This window comes from Nocardia sp. NPDC004573 (genome assembly GCF_053602135.1).
Window position 1 is genome coordinate 476,449 of the sequence record NZ_JBSGDA010000001.1, and the last position, 23,553, is coordinate 500,001.

The 23,553-nt window shown below is 69.4% G+C and carries 22 protein-coding genes; 17 read left to right on the top strand and 5 right to left on the bottom strand.

What is annotated here, in order from left to right; all coding sequences use genetic code 11:
- The first annotated feature begins 1 nt into the window (after nt 1).
- From ACWEKR_RS02365 to ACWEKR_RS02405, 9 genes are all read left to right on the top strand, one after another.
- Entirely contained in the window at nt 2–244 is a 243-nt protein-coding gene (locus ACWEKR_RS02365; protein ID WP_159838140.1) for a HypC/HybG/HupF family hydrogenase formation chaperone, read from the top strand.
- The gene (locus ACWEKR_RS02370) at nt 241–2,601 is read left to right on the top strand and encodes a carbamoyltransferase HypF (RefSeq protein ID WP_452352905.1); all 2,361 of its coding nucleotides are present in this window, start codon (nt 241–243) and stop codon (nt 2,599–2,601) included. The genes ACWEKR_RS02365 and ACWEKR_RS02370 overlap by 4 nt, the downstream gene beginning before the upstream one ends.
- A gap of 16 nt (nt 2,602–2,617) precedes the next feature.
- Nucleotides 2,618–2,944 (top strand): HypC/HybG/HupF family hydrogenase formation chaperone, encoded by a 327-nt coding sequence (locus ACWEKR_RS02375; protein ID WP_195083735.1) that lies wholly within the window; start codon nt 2,618–2,620, stop codon nt 2,942–2,944.
- Nucleotides 2,941–4,053: a hydrogenase formation protein HypD gene (gene hypD / locus ACWEKR_RS02380; RefSeq protein WP_452352906.1), complete on the top strand. Its 1,113-nt coding sequence runs from the start codon at nt 2,941–2,943 to the stop codon at nt 4,051–4,053. The genes ACWEKR_RS02375 and hypD overlap by 4 nt, the downstream gene beginning before the upstream one ends.
- Nucleotides 4,046–5,122 (top strand): hydrogenase expression/formation protein HypE, encoded by a 1,077-nt coding sequence (gene hypE / locus ACWEKR_RS02385; RefSeq protein WP_452352907.1) that lies wholly within the window; start codon nt 4,046–4,048, stop codon nt 5,120–5,122. The genes hypD and hypE overlap by 8 nt, the downstream gene beginning before the upstream one ends.
- A gap of 87 nt (nt 5,123–5,209) precedes the next feature.
- On the top strand, nt 5,210–6,280 hold the full coding sequence (locus tag ACWEKR_RS02390; RefSeq protein WP_452353093.1) for a HoxN/HupN/NixA family nickel/cobalt transporter: 1,071 nt from the start codon (nt 5,210–5,212) through the stop codon (nt 6,278–6,280).
- The gene (locus ACWEKR_RS02395) at nt 6,277–7,023 is read left to right on the top strand and encodes a DUF6390 family protein (protein ID WP_452352908.1); all 747 of its coding nucleotides are present in this window, start codon (nt 6,277–6,279) and stop codon (nt 7,021–7,023) included. Before ACWEKR_RS02390 ends, ACWEKR_RS02395 begins: the two co-directional genes overlap by 4 nt.
- Nucleotides 7,024–7,706: 683 nt before the next feature.
- The gene (locus ACWEKR_RS02400; RefSeq protein ID WP_452352909.1) at nt 7,707–8,216 is read left to right on the top strand and encodes a DUF2231 domain-containing protein; all 510 of its coding nucleotides are present in this window, start codon (nt 7,707–7,709) and stop codon (nt 8,214–8,216) included.
- A gap of 28 nt (nt 8,217–8,244) precedes the next feature.
- Nucleotides 8,245–8,655 (top strand): hypothetical protein, encoded by a 411-nt coding sequence (locus ACWEKR_RS02405; RefSeq protein ID WP_452352910.1) that lies wholly within the window; start codon nt 8,245–8,247, stop codon nt 8,653–8,655.
- 61 nt (nt 8,656–8,716) lie between these two features.
- Here ACWEKR_RS02405 and lexA read toward each other — a convergent pair whose 3' ends face one another.
- Complete coding sequence (lexA, locus tag ACWEKR_RS02410; protein ID WP_452352911.1) at nt 8,717–9,445, bottom strand: transcriptional repressor LexA; 729 nt, start codon at nt 9,443–9,445, stop codon at nt 8,717–8,719.
- A gap of 268 nt (nt 9,446–9,713) precedes the next feature.
- On the opposite strand from lexA, the gene ACWEKR_RS02415 reads away from it, so the two are divergent.
- From ACWEKR_RS02415 to nrdR, 3 genes are all read left to right on the top strand, one after another.
- Nucleotides 9,714–10,181, top strand: a complete 468-nt coding sequence (locus ACWEKR_RS02415; RefSeq protein ID WP_452352912.1) for a hypothetical protein — start codon at nt 9,714–9,716, stop codon at nt 10,179–10,181.
- 125 nt (nt 10,182–10,306) lie between these two features.
- On the top strand, nt 10,307–11,560 hold the full coding sequence (locus ACWEKR_RS02420; RefSeq protein ID WP_452352913.1) for a hypothetical protein: 1,254 nt from the start codon (nt 10,307–10,309) through the stop codon (nt 11,558–11,560).
- A 204-nt stretch (nt 11,561–11,764) separates the two neighbouring features.
- Nucleotides 11,765–12,235 carry a transcriptional regulator NrdR gene (gene nrdR / locus ACWEKR_RS02425; RefSeq protein WP_063021079.1) on the top strand — a complete coding sequence of 157 codons (471 nt, stop codon included), beginning with the start codon at nt 11,765–11,767 and terminating at the stop codon, nt 12,233–12,235.
- A gap of 1 nt (nt 12,236) precedes the next feature.
- On the opposite strand, the gene hrpA is transcribed toward nrdR, so the two are convergent.
- The gene (gene hrpA / locus ACWEKR_RS02430; protein ID WP_452352914.1) at nt 12,237–16,340 is read right to left on the bottom strand and encodes an ATP-dependent RNA helicase HrpA; all 4,104 of its coding nucleotides are present in this window, start codon (nt 16,338–16,340) and stop codon (nt 12,237–12,239) included.
- Between the two features lie 277 nt (nt 16,341–16,617).
- On the opposite strand from hrpA, the gene ACWEKR_RS02435 reads away from it, so the two are divergent.
- The 4 genes from ACWEKR_RS02435 to ACWEKR_RS02450 all read left to right on the top strand — a co-directional run bounded on the left by ACWEKR_RS02435 (nt 16,618) and on the right by ACWEKR_RS02450 (nt 20,462).
- Nucleotides 16,618–17,847: an aminotransferase family protein gene (locus tag ACWEKR_RS02435; RefSeq protein ID WP_452352915.1), complete on the top strand. Its 1,230-nt coding sequence runs from the start codon at nt 16,618–16,620 to the stop codon at nt 17,845–17,847.
- A gap of 457 nt (nt 17,848–18,304) precedes the next feature.
- Nucleotides 18,305–18,988, top strand: a complete 684-nt coding sequence (locus ACWEKR_RS02440) for a DUF5134 domain-containing protein (RefSeq protein WP_452352916.1) — start codon at nt 18,305–18,307, stop codon at nt 18,986–18,988.
- A gap of 63 nt (nt 18,989–19,051) precedes the next feature.
- Entirely contained in the window at nt 19,052–19,738 is a 687-nt protein-coding gene (sigK, locus tag ACWEKR_RS02445) for an ECF RNA polymerase sigma factor SigK (RefSeq protein WP_452352917.1), read from the top strand.
- A complete protein-coding gene (locus tag ACWEKR_RS02450) occupies nt 19,731–20,462 on the top strand; it encodes an anti-sigma factor (RefSeq protein WP_452352918.1) in 732 nt (243 codons plus the stop codon). The genes sigK and ACWEKR_RS02450 overlap by 8 nt, the downstream gene beginning before the upstream one ends.
- 7 nt (nt 20,463–20,469) lie before the next feature.
- On the opposite strand, the gene ACWEKR_RS02455 is transcribed toward ACWEKR_RS02450, so the two are convergent.
- From ACWEKR_RS02455 to ACWEKR_RS02465, 3 genes are all read right to left on the bottom strand, one after another.
- Entirely contained in the window at nt 20,470–21,144 is a 675-nt protein-coding gene (locus ACWEKR_RS02455; protein WP_452352919.1) for a PhzF family phenazine biosynthesis protein, read from the bottom strand.
- A gap of 105 nt (nt 21,145–21,249) precedes the next feature.
- Complete coding sequence (locus ACWEKR_RS02460; RefSeq protein ID WP_195083721.1) at nt 21,250–21,789, bottom strand: alkyl hydroperoxide reductase; 540 nt, start codon at nt 21,787–21,789, stop codon at nt 21,250–21,252.
- 79 nt (nt 21,790–21,868) lie between these two features.
- A complete protein-coding gene (locus ACWEKR_RS02465; RefSeq protein ID WP_159838104.1) occupies nt 21,869–22,456 on the bottom strand; it encodes a peroxiredoxin in 588 nt (195 codons plus the stop codon).
- Nucleotides 22,457–22,629: 173 nt separating this feature from the next.
- Here ACWEKR_RS02465 and ACWEKR_RS02470 point away from each other — a divergent pair, with 173 nt between their 5' ends.
- Nucleotides 22,630–23,538: a hydrogen peroxide-inducible genes activator gene (locus ACWEKR_RS02470; RefSeq protein ID WP_452352920.1), complete on the top strand. Its 909-nt coding sequence runs from the start codon at nt 22,630–22,632 to the stop codon at nt 23,536–23,538.
- Nucleotides 23,539–23,553: the final 15 nt, after the last annotated feature.

The window sequence follows — 23,553 nt, forward strand, 5'->3', positions numbered from 1 at the left end:
GATGTGTCTGGGCATCCCGGGACGGGTGACGGCGATCCCTGACGGCTACCACGACCAGATCGCGCTGGTCGACGTGTCCGGCGAGCAGCGGAAGGTGAACATCGGCCTGCTCGACGACGATCCGGCGCGGCCGGGTGACTGGGTGATCATCCACATGGGCTTCGCGGTGGAGAAGACCGACGAGGCAGGCGCCGCGGCGGCGCTGGACGGACTGCGCCTGTTGCAACGCGGGGACCAGCTATGACCCCGGAGCGGCTACGGCGGCGTCTGGTGGTGCGCGGTGTGGTTCAAGGGGTCGGCTTCCGGCCGTTCGTCTACACCACCGCCGCCGAACTGGCGCTGTCCGGCAGCGTCGGCAACGACAGCAGCGGCGTCGTCATCGAGATCGAGGGAGCCCCCGCGGATCTGGACGAGTTCGCCGCGCGGCTGCGCCTGCGGCCGCCGCCGCTGGCGGTGGTCGAATCGGTCGAGCAGGCCGACATCCCGGCGCGCGGCGGTACCGGATTCCACATCGCGGGCACCACGCGGGACGGCGGCGGTCGCACACTGGCCTCGCCCGATGTCGCCCTGTGCGCCGACTGCGAACGCGAGTTGCGCGATCCGGGAAACCGCCGCTATCGCCATCCGTTCGTCAACTGCACCAACTGCGGTCCGCGTTTCACCATCATCGCGAGCCTGCCCTACGACCGCGAGCGGACGTCGATGGCCGACTTCGCCATGTGCGACCGGTGCGCGCGGGAGTACACCGATCCGGCCGACCGCCGTTTCCACGCGCAGCCGATCGCCTGCCCCGAGTGCGGTCCCACGCTCGCGTATACGGGTCCGGGAGGCGGTGAACCGCTGGCGGCGGCGCGGCAACTGCTGCGGGCGGGCGGCATCCTGGCGGTCAAAGGCATCGGCGGCTACCACCTCGCCTGCGACGCCACCGACGAAGCGGCCGTGGCCGAGCTGCGCAGACGTAAGCGCCGCGGGGACAAGCCGTTCGCGGTCATGGTGCCGGATCTCGCCACCGCACGGGCGGTAGCCGCCGTCGACGACGCCGCCGCCGCCGCACTGTTGACCAGCCCGGCCCGCCCGATCGTGCTGCTCGCTCGCCGGCTCACGCCCGAGCGGGCCGCCGATTCCGGATACACCGCCGAGCCCGGTGGAGAAGCTGTGCCGGGCGTCGGCGCGGCGCAGTCGCACTCTCCGGTCCCCGCTCCCTCGGTGGCGCCCGGCAATCCGGACCTGGGCGTCATGCTCGCCTATACGCCGCTGCACCTGTTGCTGTTCGGTCTGCCCGGCGATCCGCCCGGACCGCAGGTGCTGGTGATGACCTCGGGCAATCTCGGTGGCGAGCCGATCTGCTATCAGGACGACGACGCCCGCACCCGCCTCGCCGGGCTCGCCGACGGCTGGCTGTCGCACAACCGGCGCATCCTGGTGCCCTGCGACGACTCGGTGGTGCGTGCGCTCGGCGGCCGCGAACTGCCGGTCCGGCGCTCGCGCGGGTACGCGCCGCTGCCGCTGCTGCTTCCGGTGCCGCTGCCGCCGACGCTCGCCGTCGGCGCCGATCTCAAGAACACCTGCGCGATGGCCGACGGCCGTTACGCCTGGCTGAGCCAGCACATCGGCGACATGGACGATCTGGCGACGCTGCGCTCCTTCGACGCCGCGCAGCGCCATCTCGGCGAACTCACCGCGGTACATCCGGTCCAGCTGGTCGCCGACGCGCATCCCGGGTACCGCTCGGCCGCGTGGGCGCGCCGGAACGCGGGCGAGCGACCCCTGTACACCGTCCAGCACCATCACGCGCACATCGCCGCCGTCATGGGCGAGCACGGGCTCGGGGCCACCGAAGAGGTGGTCGGCATCGCTTTCGACGGCACCGGATACGGGCCGGACGGCGCGGTGTGGGGCGGCGAGGTCCTGCTCGCGGGCTACAAGGGCTATCGACGCCTGGCCCATCTGAAATACGTGCCGCTGGCTGGCGGCGATCTGGCGGTGCGCAGGCCCTACCGCATGGCGCTTGCTCATCTGCGGGCCGCCGGGATCGACTGGTCCGAGGACATCCCCGCGGTCGCGGCATGCCCGCCGGCCGAGCGTTCGGTGCTGTCCCACCAGTTCCGGACCGGTCTGGGTTGTGCGCCCACGTCGAGCATGGGCCGGTTGTTCGACGCGGTGTCCTCGCTGTGCGGCGTGCGGCACGTCGTCGACTACGAAGCCCAAGCGGCGATCGAGCTGGAGGGACTGTCCCGCTCCGGTGCGGAAGGCGCCACCGGCTACCGGTTCCCGCTCGGCGACGGCGATCCCGCCGTGATCGATACCGCCCCGGTGCTCGCGGGCGTGGTCGCCGACGTTCGCGCGGGCGAGCCCGCACGAGTGGTGGGCGCGCGGTTCCACGCCGCCGTCGCCCGGCTGGTGCTCGAACTCGCGGCGCGCTACGCCGCCCCGGCGCAGGTCGTCGCCCTGTCCGGCGGCGTTTTCCAGAACGCGCTGCTGCTCGCGCGATCGTGCGCGCTGCTGCGCGACAACGACTTCACCGTGATCACCCATCACCGGCTGCCGCCCAACGACGGCGGCCTCGCGTTCGGGCAACTCCTCGCGTGCAGCGAGGGATGAGCGAAGGAGAGCAACGATGTGTCTTGCGGTACCAGGCAAAGTGCTCAGCCTGCACGAGCGGGACGGCACGTTGATGTCGGTCGTCGACTTCGGCGGCGTGCACAAAGACGTGTGCCTGCAATACATCCCGGACGCCGCGGTGGGTGACTACGTCGTCGTCCACGTCGGCTTCGCGATCCAGCGACTGGACGAGGAATCCGCGTTGCGGACCCTGGCCGAGTTCGAGCACCTCGGCGTACTGAACGAGGAATTCGGCGACGGTTTCGCCATCGCCGCGAAGCAGGCGGGTCTGGACAATCCCGCCGCCGAGTCATCACGCGAGGAACCGGAGGCCCGGTCATGAAGTATCTGGACGAATTCAGCAATCCCGAGCTGGCCCGGCGCCTGCTCGACCGCATCCGCGCCACGACCAGCCGCCGCTGGGCGATCATGGAAGTCTGCGGCGGACAAACCCATTCGATCATCCGCCACGGCATCGATCAGCTGCTGCCCGATCAGATCGAGATGATCCACGGCCCCGGTTGCCCGGTCTGCGTCACCCCGCTCGAAGTGATCGACAAGGCGCTGGAGATCGCCGCGCGACCGGGCGTGATCTTCTGCTCGTTCGGCGACATGCTGCGCGTGCCCGGCAGCGCCAAGGACCTGTTCCGGGTGAAGAGCGAGGGCGGTGACGTCCGGGTGGTGTACTCGCCGCTGGACGCGTTGAACCTGGCCAAGCAGAACCCGGACCGGGAAGTGGTGTTCTTCGGCATCGGTTTCGAGACCACCGCGCCGGCCAACGCGATGACGGTGTACCAGGCGAAGCGCCTGGGGATCCGGAACTTCTCGCTGCTGGTGTCGCACGTGCTGGTCCCGCCGGCCATAGCCGCGATCATGGAATCGCCGACCTGCCGGGTGCAGGGGTTTCTCGCCGCCGGGCACGTCTGCACCGTGATGGGCACCGAGGAGTATCCGCCGCTGGCCGAGCAGTACAAGGTGCCGATGGTGGTCACCGGGTTCGAGCCGCTGGACATTCTGGAGGGCATCCGCCGCACTGTGCTGCAGCTGGAATCGGGCAGGCACGAATTGGAGAACGCCTACCCGCGCGCGGTGTCCGCGGCGGGCAATCCCGCGGCGAAGGCCATGCTGCAGGACGTCTTCGAGGTCACCGACCGGGGTTGGCGTGGCATCGGCGTCATCCCGCGCAGCGGCTGGCGGCTGTCGGACCGCTATCGCGAGTTCGACGCCGAACGCCGCTTCGCCGTCGGCGATCTGCACACCGCCGAGTCGACCATCTGCCGCTCCGGCGAGGTGTTGCAGGGCTTGATCAAACCGCACGAATGCGCCGCCTTCGGCAAGGAGTGCACGCCGCGTAACCCGCTGGGCGCCACCATGGTGTCCTCCGAAGGCGCGTGCGCCGCCTACTACCTGTACCGGCGCCTGGATCTGCCCGCGGAGGTGGCCCATGCCTGAGGAAGGCGCCGCCCCCGCGACGATCGACATGGAGGGCTGGGTCTGCCCGATGCCGCTGCGGGACTCGCCGAACATCGTGATGGGTCACGGCGGCGGCGGAGCGATGTCCGGCGAGCTGATCGAGCATCTGTTCCTGCCCGCCTTCGGCCCGGCCGCGCACGCGGACCTCGGCGACTCCGCGGTGGTCACGCTGGACGGCGCGCGGCTGGCCTTCTCCACCGATTCGTTCGTGGTGAAGCCGATCGTGTTCCCGGGCGGCACCATCGGCGAACTCGCGGTCAACGGCACGGTGAACGATCTGGCCATGGCAGGCGCGCGCCCGATGGTGCTGTCCACCGCGTTCATCCTGGAGGAAGGCACCGCGCTGGCCGACATCGCGCGCATCGCGCAGGCGGTCGGCACCGCCGCCCTGGCGGCGGAAGTCCAGCTGGTCACCGGAGACACCAAGGTCGTGGACGCCGGACACGGTGACGGGATCTACATCAACACCGCCGGAATCGGTGTGGTGGCCCCCGGCGTGGACATCCGGCCGCAGCGCGCGACACCGGGCGATGTGGTGCTGGTCAGCGGCGACATCGGTGTGCACGGCGTCGCGGTGCTCAGCTGCCGCGAAGGTCTGGAGTTCGGCACCACCGTGCTCAGCGACACCGCGCCGCTGTACGGCTTGGTGGCGGCGATGCTGGCCACCGGCACCGACGTGCACGTGTTGCGCGATCCCACCCGCGGCGGCGTCGCGGCATCGCTCAACGAGATCGCCCGCGCCGCACAGGTCGGCATCTCGCTGGACGAGCGGCAACTCCCCGTGCCCGACGGCGTGCGCGACGCCTGCGGACTGCTCGGTCTGGACCCGATGTACGTGGCCAACGAGGGCAAATTGCTGGCGTTCGTACCGCCCGAGAACGCCGATTGCGTGCTCGCGGCGATGCGGGAGCACCCGCTGGGCGCGCAGGCCGCGGTGATCGGCCGGTGCGTCGCCGAACATCCCGGCATGGTGGTCGCCCGCACGGCGCTCGGCGGGACGCGGGTTGTGGATCTCCCCGCGGGCGAGCAACTGCCGCGGATCTGCTGACGGCGGAACAGGATCGGTGCTGAGCCGGAAGGCGAGGTGGGGATCATCGTTCGGATCGCGGACACCCCCGCGGCGGCCCGCGGCCCGCTGGACGGACGGCAGCGGCGCGGCGTCGCGGGGATGGCGGCGGTCGTCGTCGTCCTGCACGCGGTCGGGTGGTCCGCGCTGCTGCTGCTCGTGGTCCCCGGCGGGTACCTGGTGGACGGCGCGGTGTTCGGCGTCGGCCTCGGGGTCACCGCCTACACGCTCGGGATGCGGCACGCGTTCGACGTCGACCACATCGCCGCCATCGATAACACCACCCGCAAGCTGGTCGCCGACGGGCGCAAGCCGCTGTCGGTCGGGTTCTGGTTCTCCCTCGGGCACTCCACCATCGTTTTCGTCCTCGTGGCGCTGCTGGCGTTCGGCGTCAAGGCGCTCGCGGGAGACCTGCGCGACGACGACTCCGGGCTGCACCGCTGGACCGGTGTGTTCGGTACCGGTATCTCGGGAACGTTTCTGCTCGCGATCGGCCTGTTGAATCTGGTCTCGCTGATCGGCATCTGGCGGGTGTTCCGCGGGATGCGCCGCGGAATTTATGACGAGGCCGCGTTGCGGCGGAGGTTGGACGACCGAGGCGCCCTGGCGCGGGTGATCGGGCCGCTCACCCGGGCCGTGCGGGCGCCGTGGCAGATGTACCCGGTCGGGCTGTTGTTCGGGCTCGGCTTCGACACCGTCACCGAGGTGAGCCTCCTGGTGATCGCAGGCGGCGCGGCGGCGACCGACCTGCCGTGGTACGCGATCCTCGTCCTGCCGGTGTTGTTCTCGGCGGGGATGACGCTGTTCGACGCGCTGGACGGCGCGTTCATGAACTACGCGTACGGTTGGGCCTTCGCGGGGCCGCTGCGCAGCGTCTACTACAACATCGTCGTCACGGGCCTGTCGGTCGTCGTGGCCCTGGTGATCGGGGCCCAGGAGATGATCTCCGTGCTGACCGACGAGTTGGGCATCGCCGACGGGCCACTGGCGTGGGTCGGCGGATGGGATCTGGGCGCCATGGGGTTCGTCATCGCCGGCCTGTTCGTGCTCACCTGGGCGGTGGCGGTCGCGGTGTGGCGCTTCGGGCGGCTCGAGCAGCGGTGGTCCGTCGAGCACGCGGGCGAAAGGCCGAGCAGATGACCGGCAGCGGCGCGGAGATGTTCGCCCGGTACGCCTACGCCCCCAATCGGCTCGGCTACTGCGGTCCGCCCGACGCGGCCGCGTTGCGGGACGGGTCGGAGGACCAGGTGCGCGCGGTGGCGCGCCGCTTCACCGGCGCCTGGCCCTACCTGCGTGTGATGGCGCGGATGACCGGCATCGCCGATCCGCTGGACCGCCGTCTCGTCGAGTCCTATTGGCTGGGCGGTGGCGTCGGCGCGGGACTGGATCCGGGCGAGTTCACCGCGGAACTGCTGGCGCTGCTCGGCCCGGTGGCCGGCGGGTACTGGACGCACCTGACGCCGCAATTGGCGGAGGAGGCCGCCGCGAACCATTGCTTCCACGTCTTCGGCGTGTACCCGTGGTCTCGCTTGCTCCGGCACGGCAACGGACATCCGCTGCATGTGCTCGACAGCTGCCGGATCACCTGGGGAACGGTCTTCGACCGCAGCGGTGCGGAGGTCGCGCTGCGCTGTCGCGCGCTCGATTGGGACGGAGAGCGTCTCGCGCTGCACACCGAAACGGCGCGCACCCTGGCGATCCGAGTGGACGGGTACGCGGCGTTGCCCGACGTCGCGGTGGGGGAGCTGGTCGCGGTGCATTGGGGGCGGCTGTGCGGGCGGCTGGACGGTGCTCAGGTGCGTGCCCTGGAGGCGGCGACGCTGCGTCAACTGGAGGTCACCAACCGGCGATTGGCCGAGCGGCGGAGCCCGGCGACCAGTTGACGGATCGAGCGGCGGCACGGCATGCGCCGCCGTGATCGTCGAAGCCGCGAAGCGGAGCGCGACGCCCTTTATCTCGAAGGCGACGAGGCCAGGTGGAAATGGCTCCCGGCCACCGTATCGGCGAATGCCGCGGCGCTTCTCCATGTTTCGCCTGAACCTCGCGGCGTATAATCGATATGGCTGTCGAGCCCGACCGCGAGGAGTAACACGTGTATTCGCCGGTGGTTGTCGGGGCGAAAAAAATCACCTTTCACCCGGAAATTTTCCGGGTGATTCCACGGCGTACCCGCGTGTTCCTCATCATGGTGGCCGACCAGCCCAGCTGCGCCCCCATGTCTTGCGCGAAGGGAGGTGAACTACCGTGATGGATCAGATGATGGGGATGGCACGGGACTGGTGGAACCGCATGTTCCCCGGCATGCCGATGCCGATGCTGCCGATGATGCCGTAGCAGCGTCACCGACCGGAAAACGCGGCGAGTTCCTGCTGATCGCGAATATGCGATGTGCGATTTATGCACGGCAATACGGATGATTTTGTTATCGACGCAATCGATTCGCCATTCGTCACACCCGGCGCGATATCCGTCACCCGGTATCCGCGCAGGAAATGCTGCCCGTGATGGACGGGTTCGGTGTTCCGTGGTGGTCGGCGAATGGCGACGCGATCCAGCGAGGTGCGCCATGACCGGAGATCCGCGACAGGCGAAGCGGCCGGTCAGTGCCGTGCTGGCCGGTCCGTACGGGCATCCGTTCCATCCCATCCTGGTCACCGTCCCGATCGGTGCCTGGGTCGCCAGTTTCGTGTTCGACCTCGCGTCCCGATTCGTCGATGATCCGGACTTCCTGGTCGAGGGATCGTCGTGGTTGATCGCGATCGGCGTGCTCGGCGCCTTGGCCGCCGCGACGATCGGGTTCCTCGATCTGCTCGCGATCCCCACCGGTACGCCCGCCTTCCGCACCGGCTTGCTGCACATGACCCTCAACCTGCTGGTGACCGCTGTCTACGCGGCCGGCTTCGTCTGGCGGCAGGGCGCCGACAAGACGGTCGCGGTCCAGGCGGGGCCGTTGGTGCTGTCGGCGGCAGGTCTGATGATGTTGGCGATATCCGGGTATCTCGGCGGCAAGCTGGCCTATCACTACGGTGTACGGGTCGCCGACGAAACCACCCAGGCCGGCGGCTTCACCCACTGAACCCTGCTCACCTGTCAGGAGGCACACCATGGGCATCGCCGCATTGATCTTCTGGCTCCTCACCGCGGGCGGCGGTTTCTTCCTGCTCGGTACGTGGATCGCCCGGGGCGGCACGCATCAGCCGAATTCGACCCAGCTGCCGCCGCCGGTCCTGTTCGGTCACTTCGCGCTCGCCGTGGCCGGTCTGATCGTCTGGATCGTGTACCTCGTCGTCGACAGCACGGCACTGGCGTGGACCGCGTTCGTCTTGCTGATCCCGGTCGCGCTCCTCGGTTTCGCGATGCTGCTGCGCTGGATCCCCGTCTACCGGGACCGTTCGGCCGGCACGGTCGAACCTCCCGAAGGACACTTTCCCGTTGCCGTGGTCGCGGGTCACGGCGTATTCGCCGTGACGACCGTCGTGCTGGTGTTCCTGACCGCACTCGGCGTCGGGAGCTGACCCCGTCCGGACGCCGCCGGCCGCGTCAGCATGGCCGGCGGCGTCTCGGCGTGTCCGATCGTCAGATCTTGCGGATGACCGTGACGACTTTGCCCAGGATCTGGGCGTCGTTGCCGGGAATCGGCTCGAATACCGGGTTGTGCGGCATCAGCCAGACGTCCTTGCCCGTGCGCTTGAAAGTCTTCACCGTGGCCTCGCCGTCGATCATCGCCGCGACGATATCGCCGTTGTCGGCGACGTTCTGCTGCCGCACGACCACCCAGTCGCCGTCGCAGATCGCCGCGTCGATCATGGACTGACCGACGACCTTCAGCAGGAACAGCGAACCGTCACCGACCAGTTCGCGTGGCAGCGGGAAGACGTCCTCCACGGCCTGTTCGGCCAGAATCGGGCCACCGGCGGCGATGCGGCCGAGCACCGGGACGAACGTGGGGACGGGACGGTCGACCTCGACGGTGATCTCGCCGTCGTCGACCGCGGCGACCGGCAGGCTGGTCACCGACCGCACCACCTCGTCCAGGCCCCGGACGTCCACGGCGCGGGGTCGATTCGGATCGCGGCGCAGGTAGCCCTTGCGCTCCAGGGCGCGCAGCTGATGAGCGACCGACGAGGTGGACGTGAGGCCGACGGCGTCACCGATCTCCCGGATGCTCGGCGGGTACCCGCGCTCGCTCACCGAGGTGCGGATCACCTCGAGCACTTTGCGCTGACGCACGGTGAGATCCGCCCCGCTACCCGCCGCGTCGGCGCTGCTTTCGGCCTCGTCACCCGTGTCGCCCGTCTGCCTCACCGCAACCGCCCTTTCCTGCTGTGCCAGGCCGGTCCGTGCCCGGCATCTGTCTCGATGGCCCGTCGAATCTTCGGTTCTTCGAATCTAGTCCGGTCGCGCCGCTGGATCAAACATCTGTTCGACGCATGTCGGGTGTCGGTGCTGACTTTGTCGCCGAGCCGTGGTAGAAATCGAACACCAGTTCTTCGAACACATGAGCGAATCGGCTCGGAACACATGTTCGAACAGCTCGAACGGCGACGGAGCACCCACCACGGAGGTTTGTCCGATGAGCACTGTGATCAGCGATGTCACCCTGTCCCGCGGCGCGTCGGTCGCGGAATCCGCGCGCCGCGCCGCCGATTCCGGCCCGGCGCGAGACGAGCTCGGGTACGAGACCGCGCGGCGATTGGTGTGCGATGGTGCGCGCTCTCGCGCGCTGACGCCCGCGCGCCGGTCCGCGGTCGATCGACGCCCGCCCGGCGCGCGTCCCGGTGCGGGCATGGTCGCTTACGGCCGCGGGTCCCGCGCGTTCGCGCATCGGCGCGCCCGCGGCGAACATCCGATGCAGCGTGTCGAGCAGGCGCAGGTCGGCTTCGCGGTCCTCGCCGTCACCGCGCTGATCACCGCCGTGATCGTCGTGGGGCTGATCGCCATGGCGCATGTGCGCGCGGGCGAGTGGGGTGGCGAGTCCGTCCGGCCCGCGCCTGCGGTGGTGGAGGGCTCGGGGGCGCCCGGTGGCGGCAATTCACAGTGATCGCAAGCAAATCCGGCCATCCCGAGCGGCCGTAATTGTGGATCCGAAAACTAGAACGTGTTGCTAACGTGCTGAAAACCTGATCCGGGCAACACCGCCCGAACGACGCCGGGACCTTTCAGCACATGACTTTCCGCACCTCGGACCGCACGGTTCGCGGCTACTTCCGCGTAACGGCCTTGTTCCTCTGTCTCGTCTTCGCTGCGGGCGCAGCGTCCACAGCCCGCGCCGAACCCGCGTACACGGCATATCTCGACCTCCCTTCCGTCAACGGTGACGGTTCCGGAGCGGGGGGACTCGATCCCGCTCTGCCACTGGACGAATCCGGCCTCATCGAGGCGCTGGGGCAGGCGCGGGCCGACGGCGTGGCGCCGCGCCGGTACGCGACGTTGCTGCATCAGTACTGGCTGGTGGTCGCCACCCGCAACGCCGAGATCGACCTGGCTGCTTGGGATCCCGGTCGCGGCCCGCATGCGAACGAGCGCATCTTCAACCAGGTGTACGTCAATTATCTGCGGCTGGCCACGCAACATCCGGAGTTCTACTGGGCGGGGCTGGCCGGTATCGCGGGCGGATCGTTCGCTTCCGGATTCTTCGACATGGGCGATGTGGGCGTCGTGCTGGACGTGCCGGGCATCCGTCAATTCGGCGACGCCGTCGCGGATCTACTGCGCGCCACCCCACCGGAATTGGCGCGTGCGCTGCCGGAGGACATCCGGCTGCTCGCTACCGAGGGCTCGCGGCTGAGCGCCGCGGACGTCGCCTGGTACCAGACGCGCCTGATGATCATGCAGAAGCACATCTTCACGGATCTGGTGCCGATGCACGAGGCGTACGTCGCACTGGGCATGCGCGGAATCGAGGAGATGTATGCGGCGGGCCTGCTCGACGACGATCTGCGAACCGCCTGGCGGTCGATCGCCTCGGGCACCAGGGACGGTTACGTCGACGCGCTGGTCCGGATGACCGACCGGGAGCAGAACCACATCGTCGCCGACCAATGGGACGAGACCTCGGCGGGCCGGGCTCCGATCGGCCGCGTGCTCACCTACCTCAGCACCGTGGCGGGCAAGCCCGCAGTCCCGGGCGTCCGTGCGCCCGGCGTGTTCGCGCCGACGGTGGTCAGCGCCGACGTAGGGGGTCGCAGCCTCGCGCTGCGCGTCCCGCTGCCCCGCTTCAACTGGGCCGACCGCGATGCACGGTGGAGCTACATCACCGGTGACCTGGTGCCCCGTCACATCGATCTGGAGACCGACCCGGCACTGGCCGGCGCCGTGCTCGGCGAGGCGTTCTGGGGCAAACTCGCCCGCGGCCGCCTTGCCGCGCGGTTGCCGGATCTGCTCGCCGATCTGACGACGCACTGGCAGATCTCCGGATGATCGCCCGCGTCCGATAGCCGGGTGAGTGCGACAATCCGGAAACTCGGACGGGTATCCTCGAGGTGTTATGCAGGTATTCCGCGTGTCGTGCGAGGAATACCTGGTGCCGGGGTATAGACCTCTGTACACGGGCTCGCCGGACCGATCGCCGAGATCGGTGCCCGGTCCGGACGCGAGCACGCGCATCGACGAAGGATTTCTCGGATGCATTGCCCGTACTGCCGACACCCCGACTCCCGGGTGGTGGACTCGCGCGAGGCCGACGAAGGCGCGGCCATCCGCCGCCGTCGCGCCTGCCCGCAGTGTGGGCGGCGGTTCACCACGGTGGAGACCGCCATTCTGTCGGTGGTCAAGCGCAGCGGCGTCACCGAGCCGTTCAGCCGCGAGAAGGTCATCCGGGGTGTGCGCCGGGCCTGCCAAGGTCGCGAAGTCGACGACGACGCGCTGAACCTGCTCGCACAGCAGGTGGAGGACGCGGTACGGGCCAAGGGATCGCCCGAGGTGCCCAGCCACGAGGTCGGCCTGGCCATCCTGGGTCCGCTGCGTGACTTGGACGAGGTGGCCTACCTGCGGTTCGCGTCGGTCTACCGATCGTTCACCTCGGCCGAGGACTTCGAACGCGAGATCCAGGAGATGCGCCGGGCCCGCGCCGAAGCGCTGTCGGCCGCCGACTGACTCAGCGCCGGACCGCGGCGATCGCCTTCTCGATTCGCTTGACCGACACCGGAAAAGGAGTACCGAGCTTCTGCGCGAACAGGCTGACGCGGAATTCCTCGATCATCCACCAGATCTCGGTCACCGCGGGCGCCTGTCTGCGGTTCTCCGGCAGCGACTCGACCAGGCGATCGTAAGCGGCCAGAACCCGGTCGAGTTCGGCCATGCCTTGGCGATCGCGAACCGCCGAGCCGGGCAACGCTTCCAGTCGTGCCGCCGCGGCTTGCAGATAACGTGGCAGTTCGCGCAGCCTGGTCGCGCCCGTCTCGGATACGAAGCCGCGAAAGACCAGGTTGTCGAGCTGATGACGGACGTCATCGGCGATGTCGCGCTCGTTCGTACGCTCCAGCGCCGCCGAAACCTGATGAGCGCCGGCCAGGATCGGCACGACGAGGCGCACGTAACGAGCGACCGTTGCGGCGAAATCGGGACGGATCCGGGAGATGAGCGCGTCGAACTCCGCCGGATCGAGCACCGGCCCGCCCGCGGCCGCGAGCAGTTCGTCGGCGGCGGCCGCGCGGCAGTCCTCGAGCAGCGCCTCCAGGGAGCCGTACGGATTCTGGCTCAGCGCAAGGCGATCGGAAGGCGACAGGCCCGCGGTGGCGCTACGCGCCGAAGCGGGCAGCGCGTGCAGCAGCAGTGCTCTGGTGCCGAGTCGCATGGCGGCGGCCTGCTGCGCGGGGGAGCTGAGCACCCGGACCGCCACGCCGTCGCCCTCCGCGACGAGCGCCGGATACCCGGTGACGGTCTGTCCCGCCACCTCGCGCCGCACCGTAGGCGCGAGGGTGCCCAGCGATTCGGAGGTCCACACCGTGGCCGGCGGTCGCTCCGCCCCCGCGGTAGCCCGGGCGACCGATGCGGAAACCTGCTCGGCCAGCTGTGTTTTCAGCGCGGCGAGGCTCTTGCCCCGGGCGAGCGTCGCGCCGTCGGCGCCGACGGCCGCGAAAGTCATGCGCAGGTGGTCGGGCAGTGCCGCGACGTCGAAGTCGGTGGGGGCGATCGAAACCGAACCGAGCCGGGACAGCTCGCGCGCCAGCCCGGCGCGCAGCGGCTCCGCACGCGGAGTGAGCGCCGCCAGGGCGGCCGCCGCGAAATCGGGGGCGGGAACGACGCTGCGCCGCAGGGTTTTCGGCAATGTCTTGATCAGCGCGGCGGCCAGTTCGTCGCGCATGCCGGGCACCAGCCAGTCGAAGCCGACGGCACGAACGTGCGCGAGTTGTTCCACCGGGATCCGCACGGTGACGCCGTCGTCGTCGGTGCCCGGTTCGAATTGATAGGAGAGTGGGAAGCTGAGCTCGCCCTGGCGCCAGGAATCGGGGAAGGCCGCCGGGTCGAGTGCGGTCGCGCCTTCGTTTACCACGGTGGAGGTGGTGAAGTCGAGCAACCCGGGGTCTTCCCGGCGCGCGGAACGCCACCAGCTGTCGAAGTGACGCACCGAGACGATGTCGGCGGGCAGACGTTTGTCGTAGAACTCGAACAGCACCTCGTCGTCGACCAGGATGTCCCGGCGGCGGGCGCGGTGTTCCAGATCGGCGACGTCGTCGAGCAGCGCGCGGTTGCGGTGGAAGAACTCGTGCCTGGTCTGCCACTCGCCCTGCACCAGGGCATGCCGGATGAACAACTCGCGCGACAGCTCGGGATCGATGCGGCCGTAGTCCACGGGCCTACCGGTGACCAGCGGGATCCCGTACAACGTCACCCGCTCGTAGGCACGCGCCGCCCCCCGCTTGGCCGACCAATGTGGTTCGGAGTAGGTCCGCTTGACGAGGTCGCCGGCCAGCCGCTCGGCCCATTCGGGCTCGATCTTCGCGGCCATCCGGCCCCACAGTCGTGAGGTCTCGACCAGTTCGGCGGCCATCACCCAGCGAGGTGGCTTCTTCGCCAGCGAAGAACCGGGGAAGATCATGAACTTGGCGTTGCGCGCGCCGAGGAACTCCCGGGATTCCGCCTCTCGGACGCCGATGTGCGAGAGCATCCCGGCCAGCAGTGCTTGGTGGATGGCCGTGGAATCCCAGGGGAGTCCCTCGCCGTCCGCGACGGCCGCCGCGGTGGGGGACCGGCCTCGATCGGCGCTCGAGCGTCCGCGTGCCGACCGGCCTCGGCCGGATCGGTTGCCGGATTTGCCATCAGCTCCGTCCGTTTCGGCTCGATCCGGTTCCGCCGCGTCCGCCGAATCACGCGACCGCGTGGACCAGCCGAGGCCCTTGGTGATCGTGCGCAGCTGGCCGTGCAGATCCTGCCACTCCCGGATCCGCAGATAGTGCAGGAACTCCTCCCGGCACAGACGACGGAACTGATTGGACGACAACGACTTGCGCTGACCGCCGAGGTAGTCCCACAACCGCAGGTAGGCCAGGAAGTCGGAGCCCTCGACCGTGAACCGCGCGTGGTGGGCGTCGGCCGCCTGCTGTTGCTCGGCGGGGCGCTCCCGGACATCCTGGATGGACAACGCCGCGACGATGACCAGCACGTCGGTCAGGCAACCCGTACGCTGCGCCTCCACCAGCATCCGTGCCATCCGTGGATCCACCGGCAGCTGGGCCATCTCGCGGCCGATCGGCGTCAGCGACAGAGCGGTGGCGTCCTCACCGGCCCGGGATCCGCCGTCTCGTCGCGCGAGCGCGCCGAGTTCCTCCAGCAGGGCGATGCCGTCGCGGATGGCGCGGCGGTCCGGCGCCTCTACGAACGGGAAGTTCTCGATGTCACCGAGGCCGAGCGCGGTCATTTGCAGGATGACCGCGGCGAGGTTGGTGCGCAGGATCTCCGGATCGGTGAAGGCAGGCCGGGATGCGAAATCGTCCTCGGAGTACAGCCGGATGCAGATGCCGTCGGCGACGCGACCGCACCGTCCGGATCGCTGCCGCGCCGAGGCCTGCGACACCGGTTCGATCGGCAACCGCTGCACTTTGGTCCGCATGGAATAGCGCGAGATCCGCGCTGTGCCCGGGTCGACGACGTACCGGATACCCGGCACCGTGAGCGAGGTCTCCGCGACGTTCGTCGCCAGCACCACCCGGCGCCCGGTGTGCGGGGCGAACACACGGTGCTGTTCGGCGGCGGACAGCCGTGCGTACAGCGGGAGGATCTCGGTGCGCGGCAGCTTCAGGTCTCGCAGCGCGTCCGCGGTGTCGCGGATCTCGCGTTCGCCGGACAGGAACACCAGCACGTCGCCGTCGCCCGCGGCGAACAACTCGGTGACCGCGTCACCGATGGCGTCCACCGGGTCCCGGTCGACGATGCGGGTGTCCTCGTCGTCATCCGTGGCGGCGCTGGGCTGCTCCAGCGCGAGCGGCCGGTAGCGGATCTCCACCGGGTAGGAGCGGCCGGAGACTTCCACGATCGGCGCGGGCGTACCGTGCTCGTCCGCGAAATGCCGCGCGAACAGCTCGGGATCGATGGTCGCCGAGGTGATGATCACCTTGAGGTCCGGCCTGCGCGGCAACAGTTGCTTCAGATAGCCGAGCAGGAAATCGATGTTCAGACTGCGTTCGTGCGCCTCGTCGATGATGATCGTGTCGTAGCGGCGCAGCAGCCGGTCGCGCTGGATCTCCGCGAGCAGGATGCCGTCGGTCATCAGCTTGACCAGGGTGTGCTCGGAGGCATGGTCGGTGAACCGCACCGTGTAGCCCACGACGTCGCCGAGTTCGGTGCCCAGTTCTTCGGCGATGCGCTCGGCCACGGTGCGCGCGGCGAGCCTGCGGGGCTGGGTGTGCCCGATGGTGCCGCGGACGCCGCGGCCCAGTTCCAGGCAGATCTTCGGAATCTGGGTGGTCTTGCCGGAGCCGGTCTCGCCCGCCACGATGATCACCTGGTGTTCGGCGATGGCCGCGGCGATGTCCTCGCGGCGGGCGGTGACCGGCAGCTGCTCCGGATAGCGGATCTGCGGCACCGCCGCGCGTCGCGCCTCGACGCGGAGTTCGGCGGCCGTGATCTCGGCCTCCACGTCGGCCAGGTCGCCGCCGCGCGCCTTGTCCAGCCTGCGCCGCAACCGGTGTTCGTCACGAAGGGAGAGATTCGCCAGGCGGGTGCGAAGTGCGCGGGAATCGGTGGCGGCTGTCCTGGTCATTGCATCGACCAGCGTAGCGAAATCCGCCAGCGGATTTTTCCACCAGGCGTCGCGGCCGGTAGCCGGGCGGCTGCCGAAGCCGCGCGGCGGCCCGAAGGCAGACGCCGATATGCGAGGATCGGGGGAAGAACGAAGATGCCGACGGCGCCGCCGGACGGTCGGCGTCCCACCACGGTGCGCTACGGCATTGCCCGGGGAAGCGCCGGTCTCGGTGCGCAATGATTCGCCGGAGTCGGGCGGGTACGAACCGACCCCGGGAACCGGTAGAGGTGGACACATGAACGCGCTATGGCATGGCTTCGCCGACATGGGCGCCGTCGAGCGGGACGGAGCGTTCGTGGTCGCCCGCGGGGACGGCGTCTACGTCTTCGACCGAGCGGGCAACCGCTACCTCGACGCGACCGCGGGCCTGTGGTTCGCCAACGTGGGTCACGGACGCGGCGAGATCGCCGACGCGGTGGCCGCCCAGCTGCGTACGATCGCGCACTACTCCAATTTCGGCGACATCACCGAGCCGGCCACCCAGGAACTCGCCGAGCGGCTCGCTCGCCTCGCCCCCGTGCCCGGCAGCAAGATCTTCTTCACCTCGGGCGGCTCCGACTCCGTCGACACCGCGACGAAGCTGGCCAGGCGCTACTGGCACGAAGTGGGCCAGCCCGGCAAGACGATCGTGGTCGGGCGGCGGATGGCCTATCACGGCATGCACGTGGCGGGCACGGCGCTGGCGGGCCTCCCGGGGAATCGGGAAGGCTACGGCGAACTGATGCCCGCGGCCAGGACCGTCGAATGGGACGACGCGAAGGCTTTGCTCGCGCTGATCGAGGAGGTCGGCGCCGAACGGATCGCCGCGTTCTTCTGCGAGCCGGTCATCGGTGCGGGCGGTGTGTATCCGCCCCCGGCGGGCTACCTCGCCGAGGTACGGCGCATCTGCCGCGACCATGACATCCTGTTCGTCGCCGACGAGGTGGTGACCGGTTTCGGCCGCATCGGCGGCGCGTGGTTCGCCTCGTCCCGTCTCGCGCTGGAACCCGACCTGATGACCACCGCGAAGGGGTTGACCTCCGGCTATCTCCCGATGGGCGCGGTATTCGCCGCCCCGCACGTGGCGGAGCCGTTCTTCGCGGGCGGCGTCTGGTGGCGGCACGGCTACACCTACGGCGGTCATGCGGGCGCCGCGGCCGCCGCGCTGGCGAATCTGGACATCGTCGAGCGGGAAGGTCTGCTCGACGCGGCCCTGCGGCTGGAGACCAGCTTGCACGAGCAGTTGGCGGTACTCGCCGCTCATCCTCGGGTCGCCGAGGTGCGCAGCGGGTTCGGCGCCGTGGCGGCGATCCAGCTGGCCGACCCCGCCGAAGGGCTGCCGCTGGTGCGGACCCTGCGTGCGCACGGCATCTCGAGTCGCGCCGCGGGCCAGGGAGCCATGCAGGTCTCTCCGGCGTTCGTGATGACCGACGACCAGGTCGCCGAGCTCGTCGACGGCTTCCTTCGCGCACTGAACGACGTGTGATCCGCCCTCGGGGAGGACGGCGGGCGGCCGGTGCCGGAGCGGGGCCGCTCAGGTCGTCGGCGACGCTGCGCAGACGACCGCTGTCCAGCTCGGTACCGAACCGATCGGTGAGAGCCCATCATGGCGGAGGAACCGGCTCGCCTGCTGGGGCGGCGGCATGGTCGCAGCGCAAATCCTGGCCCGATGGCAGGCCGAGCTGTCTGCAGACCTGCCATCGGGTCATGTGGCGCACGGGCGGCCCCTGAGTGTCGCGAATCAGTTGTCGCCGAGCCGATCTCGACAGTGACGTGGCGGAACCGCCCGTCGAGTCGTGCTGTCGGTGCGGAATCGCCCGTCGACGACGGTAGCCACAGTCGGTCGACGCTGTGAGCCAACCGAAAACGGACATCCTGACCGTCTGGGGATGCGAGCATGGAAGGGCGACGACCGTGGTCGCCGTGCTGAGAGGTGGTGGGGTGTGGCGGAGTTCGTGCAGGAGTATGCCGCTGTGCGGTGGGTGATGGTAGCGGCGTTCGTGGTCGCCGCGGTGATCGTGCTGTCCCGGGTGACGGCCCCCGCGGCAACGACCGCCCATGCCACCGAAGGGCTGCCGGAATCGCCCCCGCCGCAGGAGCTCACAGCCGGACACTCCGAGTCCGACGCGGCGCACCTGGTGATGTGCCTGGTCATGCTCGGCATGCTGCTGTTTCCCTCCGGCGCGAGCCCGCACGCGCTGCGCGGCGTGCTGACCGCGATGGCCGTGGTCTTCGCCGGCCTGCTGACGATCCGCGCCGCGGAACACGCCGCCCAGGGGCGACCGCTGCCGATCGACCGGCTGGTGCCGCTCGGCTACCACATCGTGGCCGCCGCGGCGATGCTCTACGCGATGTCCGGCCACACCGCCTCCGGGCACGCGGGTGGCCCGGCCGCCGGTCCCGCGTTCGGTCTCGCCGCGCTGTTCGTCCTCGACGCGCTGCTGGTCGCGTTCGCCGCCGGCACGGAATGGGCGCAGGTGCGGGCGCAGGGGCCGCTGGGGCTGCTGGTGCGTTCCGGTGGCTGCGTCGCCGCGCTCACCGGCCCGGCGAAACCGTGGGCGGCGGTGCCGCATGTGGTGATGGACGCCGGCACCGCTTACATGCTGGTGCCCGTGCTCATTCGGTGACCGCGACCAATCCGGTTCCCAGCGCATACCGAACCCCTGTGCATGCAGGCACGGGATTCGGCCATGAGCAACGAACACGGTTCTGCTTCACCCCGACGGCCCGGTGATCCGGCACGCACGAGGAAGGAATCCGATGATCCGGCGCTCGCGTGCCCGCTGCCCACCGGCTACGACCGCGCGCAGGCCACCCGAACGAGCCGTGAACTCGCGGCGCTGCTGGCCGCAGCCGGTGCGGGCGACCGTGGCGCGTTCACCGAGTTCTATCAGCGGACCAGCCCGCGAGTGTTCGGTCTGACGGTGCGGATCCTGCGCAGTCACGCCGCCGCGGAAGAGGTGACCCAGGAGGTCTACCTGCAGGTGTGGTCGATGGCCGACCGCTACGACGCCACACTGGCCAGCCCGGTCGGCTGGCTGATGATGCTGGCCCATCGCCGTGCGGTGGACCGGGTCCGCGCGGAGAGCTCGGCCACCAGCCGGGACCTGGTCTACGCGCACGAGCATCTGGGGCGCGACCACGACGTCGTCGCCGAATCGGTCACCCAGCGCATCGAAGAGCAACAGGTGACCGCGTGCCTGAAGAACCTGACCCCCACCCAGCGCGAAGCGATCGCGCTGGCCTACTACAGCGGGTGGACCTACCGAGAGGTCGCCGATCATCTCTCGGTGCCGCTACCCACGATCAAGACCCGCATCCGCGACGGGCTGAAAAGATTGGAGAAGTGTTTGTCCGGGGAGTCCACCGATGGTTGACACATCGCCGCGGTCGGAGGCGGACCTCATCGACCTCGCCTACCCGTGTGCGCTGGACGCGGTGGCCGATATCGAGCGCAGGCATATCGATGCCCGCCTGGCCGCCGCGGACCCGGACGTGCGGCGAGCGTTCTCCGAGACCGTCTGGCAGGTGCGCGACGTCATGGGGCGGCTGGCCGTGCTCGATGAGCTCGCGCCGCCACCGGAACTGGAACGCCGCATCCTGGCCGCGTTGCCCGACCCTTCCCCGGCCCGGTCGATCCGGCGGAGTGCGACGTGGCGGCGGTCGCTGCGCTGGACGGTGCCGATCGCGGCCGCGGCGTCTCTGGTGATCGGTGGCAGCGTGCTGACCGCGCAGTTCATCGGCAACCCGTCCGAACCGGCCGCCGCCGACCAACAGCAGATGCACCCGGAGGCTCGGACGGTCAGCGGATCGTTCGCCGGCGGCGGTCTGCTCGTGGTGGACGTCTCGCCGGAACTCGGGCGCGCGGTCGTCGTATTCGACCAGGTCGCGCCGCCGCCCTCGGGGCAGGTGTATCAGGTGTGGCTGGTCGGCTCCGATGGACGACCCCGCTCCGTCGGGGTGCTGAGCGACCTGCCGTCGACCGTCCGGCCGTTCGTCACGGGTTTCCGGTCCGGTGAGGTGCTCGCGGTGAGCGTGGAACCGGACGGCGGCTCGGACGCGCCGAGCGGTGATCCGGTCGTGGGTGTGACGCTGCCCTGACGGGCGCCTAGATCTCCACCGGCTGGTCGGCGACGACTCGGCCACCCAGGTGGACCCACCCGTCGGAATCCCACCGGGTGAACAACTGCGAGCCTTTGCCCTGGGTGATGACCAATCCTTTGCGCAGCAACGCCGTCAATGCCACGGCCGCGGCTCCGGTCGCCTCGTCCTCGGTGATCCCCATGGTGGGAGCGAACATGCGTGAGCGCAGGGCGGCGCGGTGTTCGTCGGTCCACGCCCACAAGTAGTGGGGGCCGCCGGGGAACTCCTCCGGTTGCAGGGTCGCCAGTTCCTCGGCGTCCTCCAGCTGATGGAAGGTGAACGGGGGCGCCCATTCGCCGCGAGCAGTGATCCAGGTCAGGCCCTCTGTGAGCTCCACCGCCACCGGACCGGCCGGAACGTCCAGTACCCGCACCGGGATGCCCTGCGACGCGAGCCACCATGCCGTTCCGACCGACGGGTGCCCCGCGAAGGGAAGCTCTATCGTGGGGGTGTAGATCCGCACCGCTACGGTGTCGTGCACCGGTTCCTCGACCACCACGGTCTCGCTGTATCCCGCTTTGGCCGCCAACCCCTGCCGATCGACCGCGGCCACGTCGGCCGCCCGCGCGATGCCCAGTTCGTTGCCGTACCGTCCGGCGGCGTCGGTGAACACTCGCACCACATCGACCTGTGTGCCCATGCTCGCCGAGCCTACCCGGATGCCGTGTGCCGAGCTGTCGGCCGGATCACATCGGAACGCGAAAGAGGCCCCTGCCGCCGGACAGGGGCCCCTTTTCCACCGAAATCAGATCGCGGCCGGGCTGAGGGCCTCGGTCGCCTGCACCGCCTGGCCGACACCGGCCACGATGGCGGCGGCACGCAGCGATTCGAAGATCACTTCGCGCGACACGCCCGCTTCGCGCAGCGTGTGCTCGTGCGCCTCGAGGCAGTGCGCGCAACCGTTGATCGAGGAGACCGCGAACGACCAGAGTTCGAAGTCGGCCTTGTCGACGCCCGGCGTGCCGATGATCTGCATGCGCAGCCCGGCCCGCAGGTCGTCGTAGCGGCCGCCGAGGAACGCCTTGCCTCGGTAGAACACGTTGTTCATGCCCATGATCGAGGCGGCGCCGAGCGCGGCGTTGTACGCCTCCGCCGACAGGACGTCGGCGGCTTCCTCGGCGATCTCGCGCAGCGTGGTCGTCGACCGGGTCGCGGCCGCCGACGCCAGCAGGGTGCCCCACAGCTGCTGCTCGTTCAGCACGGTGGTGCGCGCGAGGGATGAAAGGTTGAGCTTGAGGTCCTTGGCGTACTCGGGAAGGGAGTTCTTCAGGTTCTCAATGCTCATGCGGCGATTCCTCTACTCGATCGGTCCCCTGCGGGACCAGGGCGGTTTTCGATGGTGTGGTGGCGGTGACGGGCGATGTTCAGACGCTGGCGGCCAGAAGTTCCGCGGCGTTGATGGTGGGATCGCCCTTCTTCCAGTTGCAGGCGCACAGTTCGTCGGACTGCAGCGCGTCCAGCACCCGCAGCACCTCGTCGACGTTGCGGCCCACCGAACCGGCGGTGACCGAGACGAACTGGATCTCGTTGTTCGGGTCGACGATGAAGGTGGCGCGGTCGGCGACGCCGTCGGCGTTGAGCACGCCGGTGGCCGTGGCCAATTCGCGCTTGAGGTCCGACAGGATCGGGAAGGGGAGGGTCTTGAGGTCCTCGTGCTGCGCGCGCCACTGGAAGTGCACGAACTCGTTGTCCACCGACGCGCCGAGCACCTGCGCGTCGCGGTCTTCGAACTCCTCGTTGAGTTTGCCGAACGCGGCGATCTCCGTCGGGCACACGAAAGTGAAGTCCTTCGGCCAGAAGAAGACGATCCGCCACTTGCCGGCGTGGTCGTCGCTGGTGATCCGGGTGAAGTAGTCGTCGGGCTGCTGAGCGTCGACCTTCGACAGGTCACCGCCGATGACCGCGGTGAGGTTGTATGCCGGGAATTGGTCGCCGATGGTCAGCAGGGCCATGCTCTCTCCTCGTCAGTGGGTTGCCAACTGTGTTCTGCGGTATTGCGAGGTCTTTGCGGTTATGTGAGCCACCGCCTCGGACCCGACTCACACCGCGGGTGAAAAGCTCACGGGCGATCTTGCCCAAGGGGTGCTGAAAGGTAAAGGTGATCAGTCGCACTACACTGATAGGAGTGACTGATCAGACTTATCAGCCCACCCTGTCACAGCTGCGTGCGTTCGTGGCGATCGCGGAATATCGCCATTTCGGCACCGCGGCCGCCCGTCTCGGTGTGAGTCAGCCCACGTTATCGCAGGCGCTCGCGGCCCTCGAACAGGGGCTCGGGCTCCAGCTGATCGAGCGCAGCACCCGACGGGTGCTGGTGACCGCCGCGGGAATGCGCTTGCTGCCCAAGGCGATGGCGACGCTGGAGGCCGCCGACCGCTTCGTCGCGTCGGCGACCGGGGACGGACTCGGCGGCACGCTGCGCATGGGCATCATCCCGACGGTCGCTCCCTATGTGCTGCCCGGGTTGCTGCCGGAGCTGCGCAAGCGGCTGCCCGAGTTGCGCCCGCAGATCGTCGAGGACCAGACCGCTCGGCTGCTGGACGGGTTGCGCACCGGCGTGCTGGACGTCGCGTTGCTGGCGGTGCCCACCGAGATGCCCGGTCTGGTCGAAATCCCGCTCTACGCCGAGGAATTCGTGCTGGTCACACCGCGCGGTCACGAGCTGGCCGGGCGCACCGACCTCGCGGCGGCGGTGCTGGACGCCCAGCCGCTGCTGTTGCTGGACGAGGGCCACTGCCTGCGTGATCAGGCCTTGGAGGCGTGCCGCTCGGCCGACGTGCACCCGGCAGCCGTCGGCGACACCAGAGCCGCGTCCCTGGCCACCGTGGTGCAGTGCGTTGCGGGGGGACTCGGGGTGACCCTGATTCCGCAGATGGCCGTCGCGACGGAAACCGCGAGTGGCACATTGGATGTCGCCCACTTCGCGACGCCCGCGCCCGGCCGCACCATCGGCCTGGTGTTCCGTACGTCCAGCGCCCGCGCCGAGGATTACGAGTATCTGGCCGCCATCGTTCGGGCTCAGCGGCCGATGTGAAGCTGTGGGGGCGAG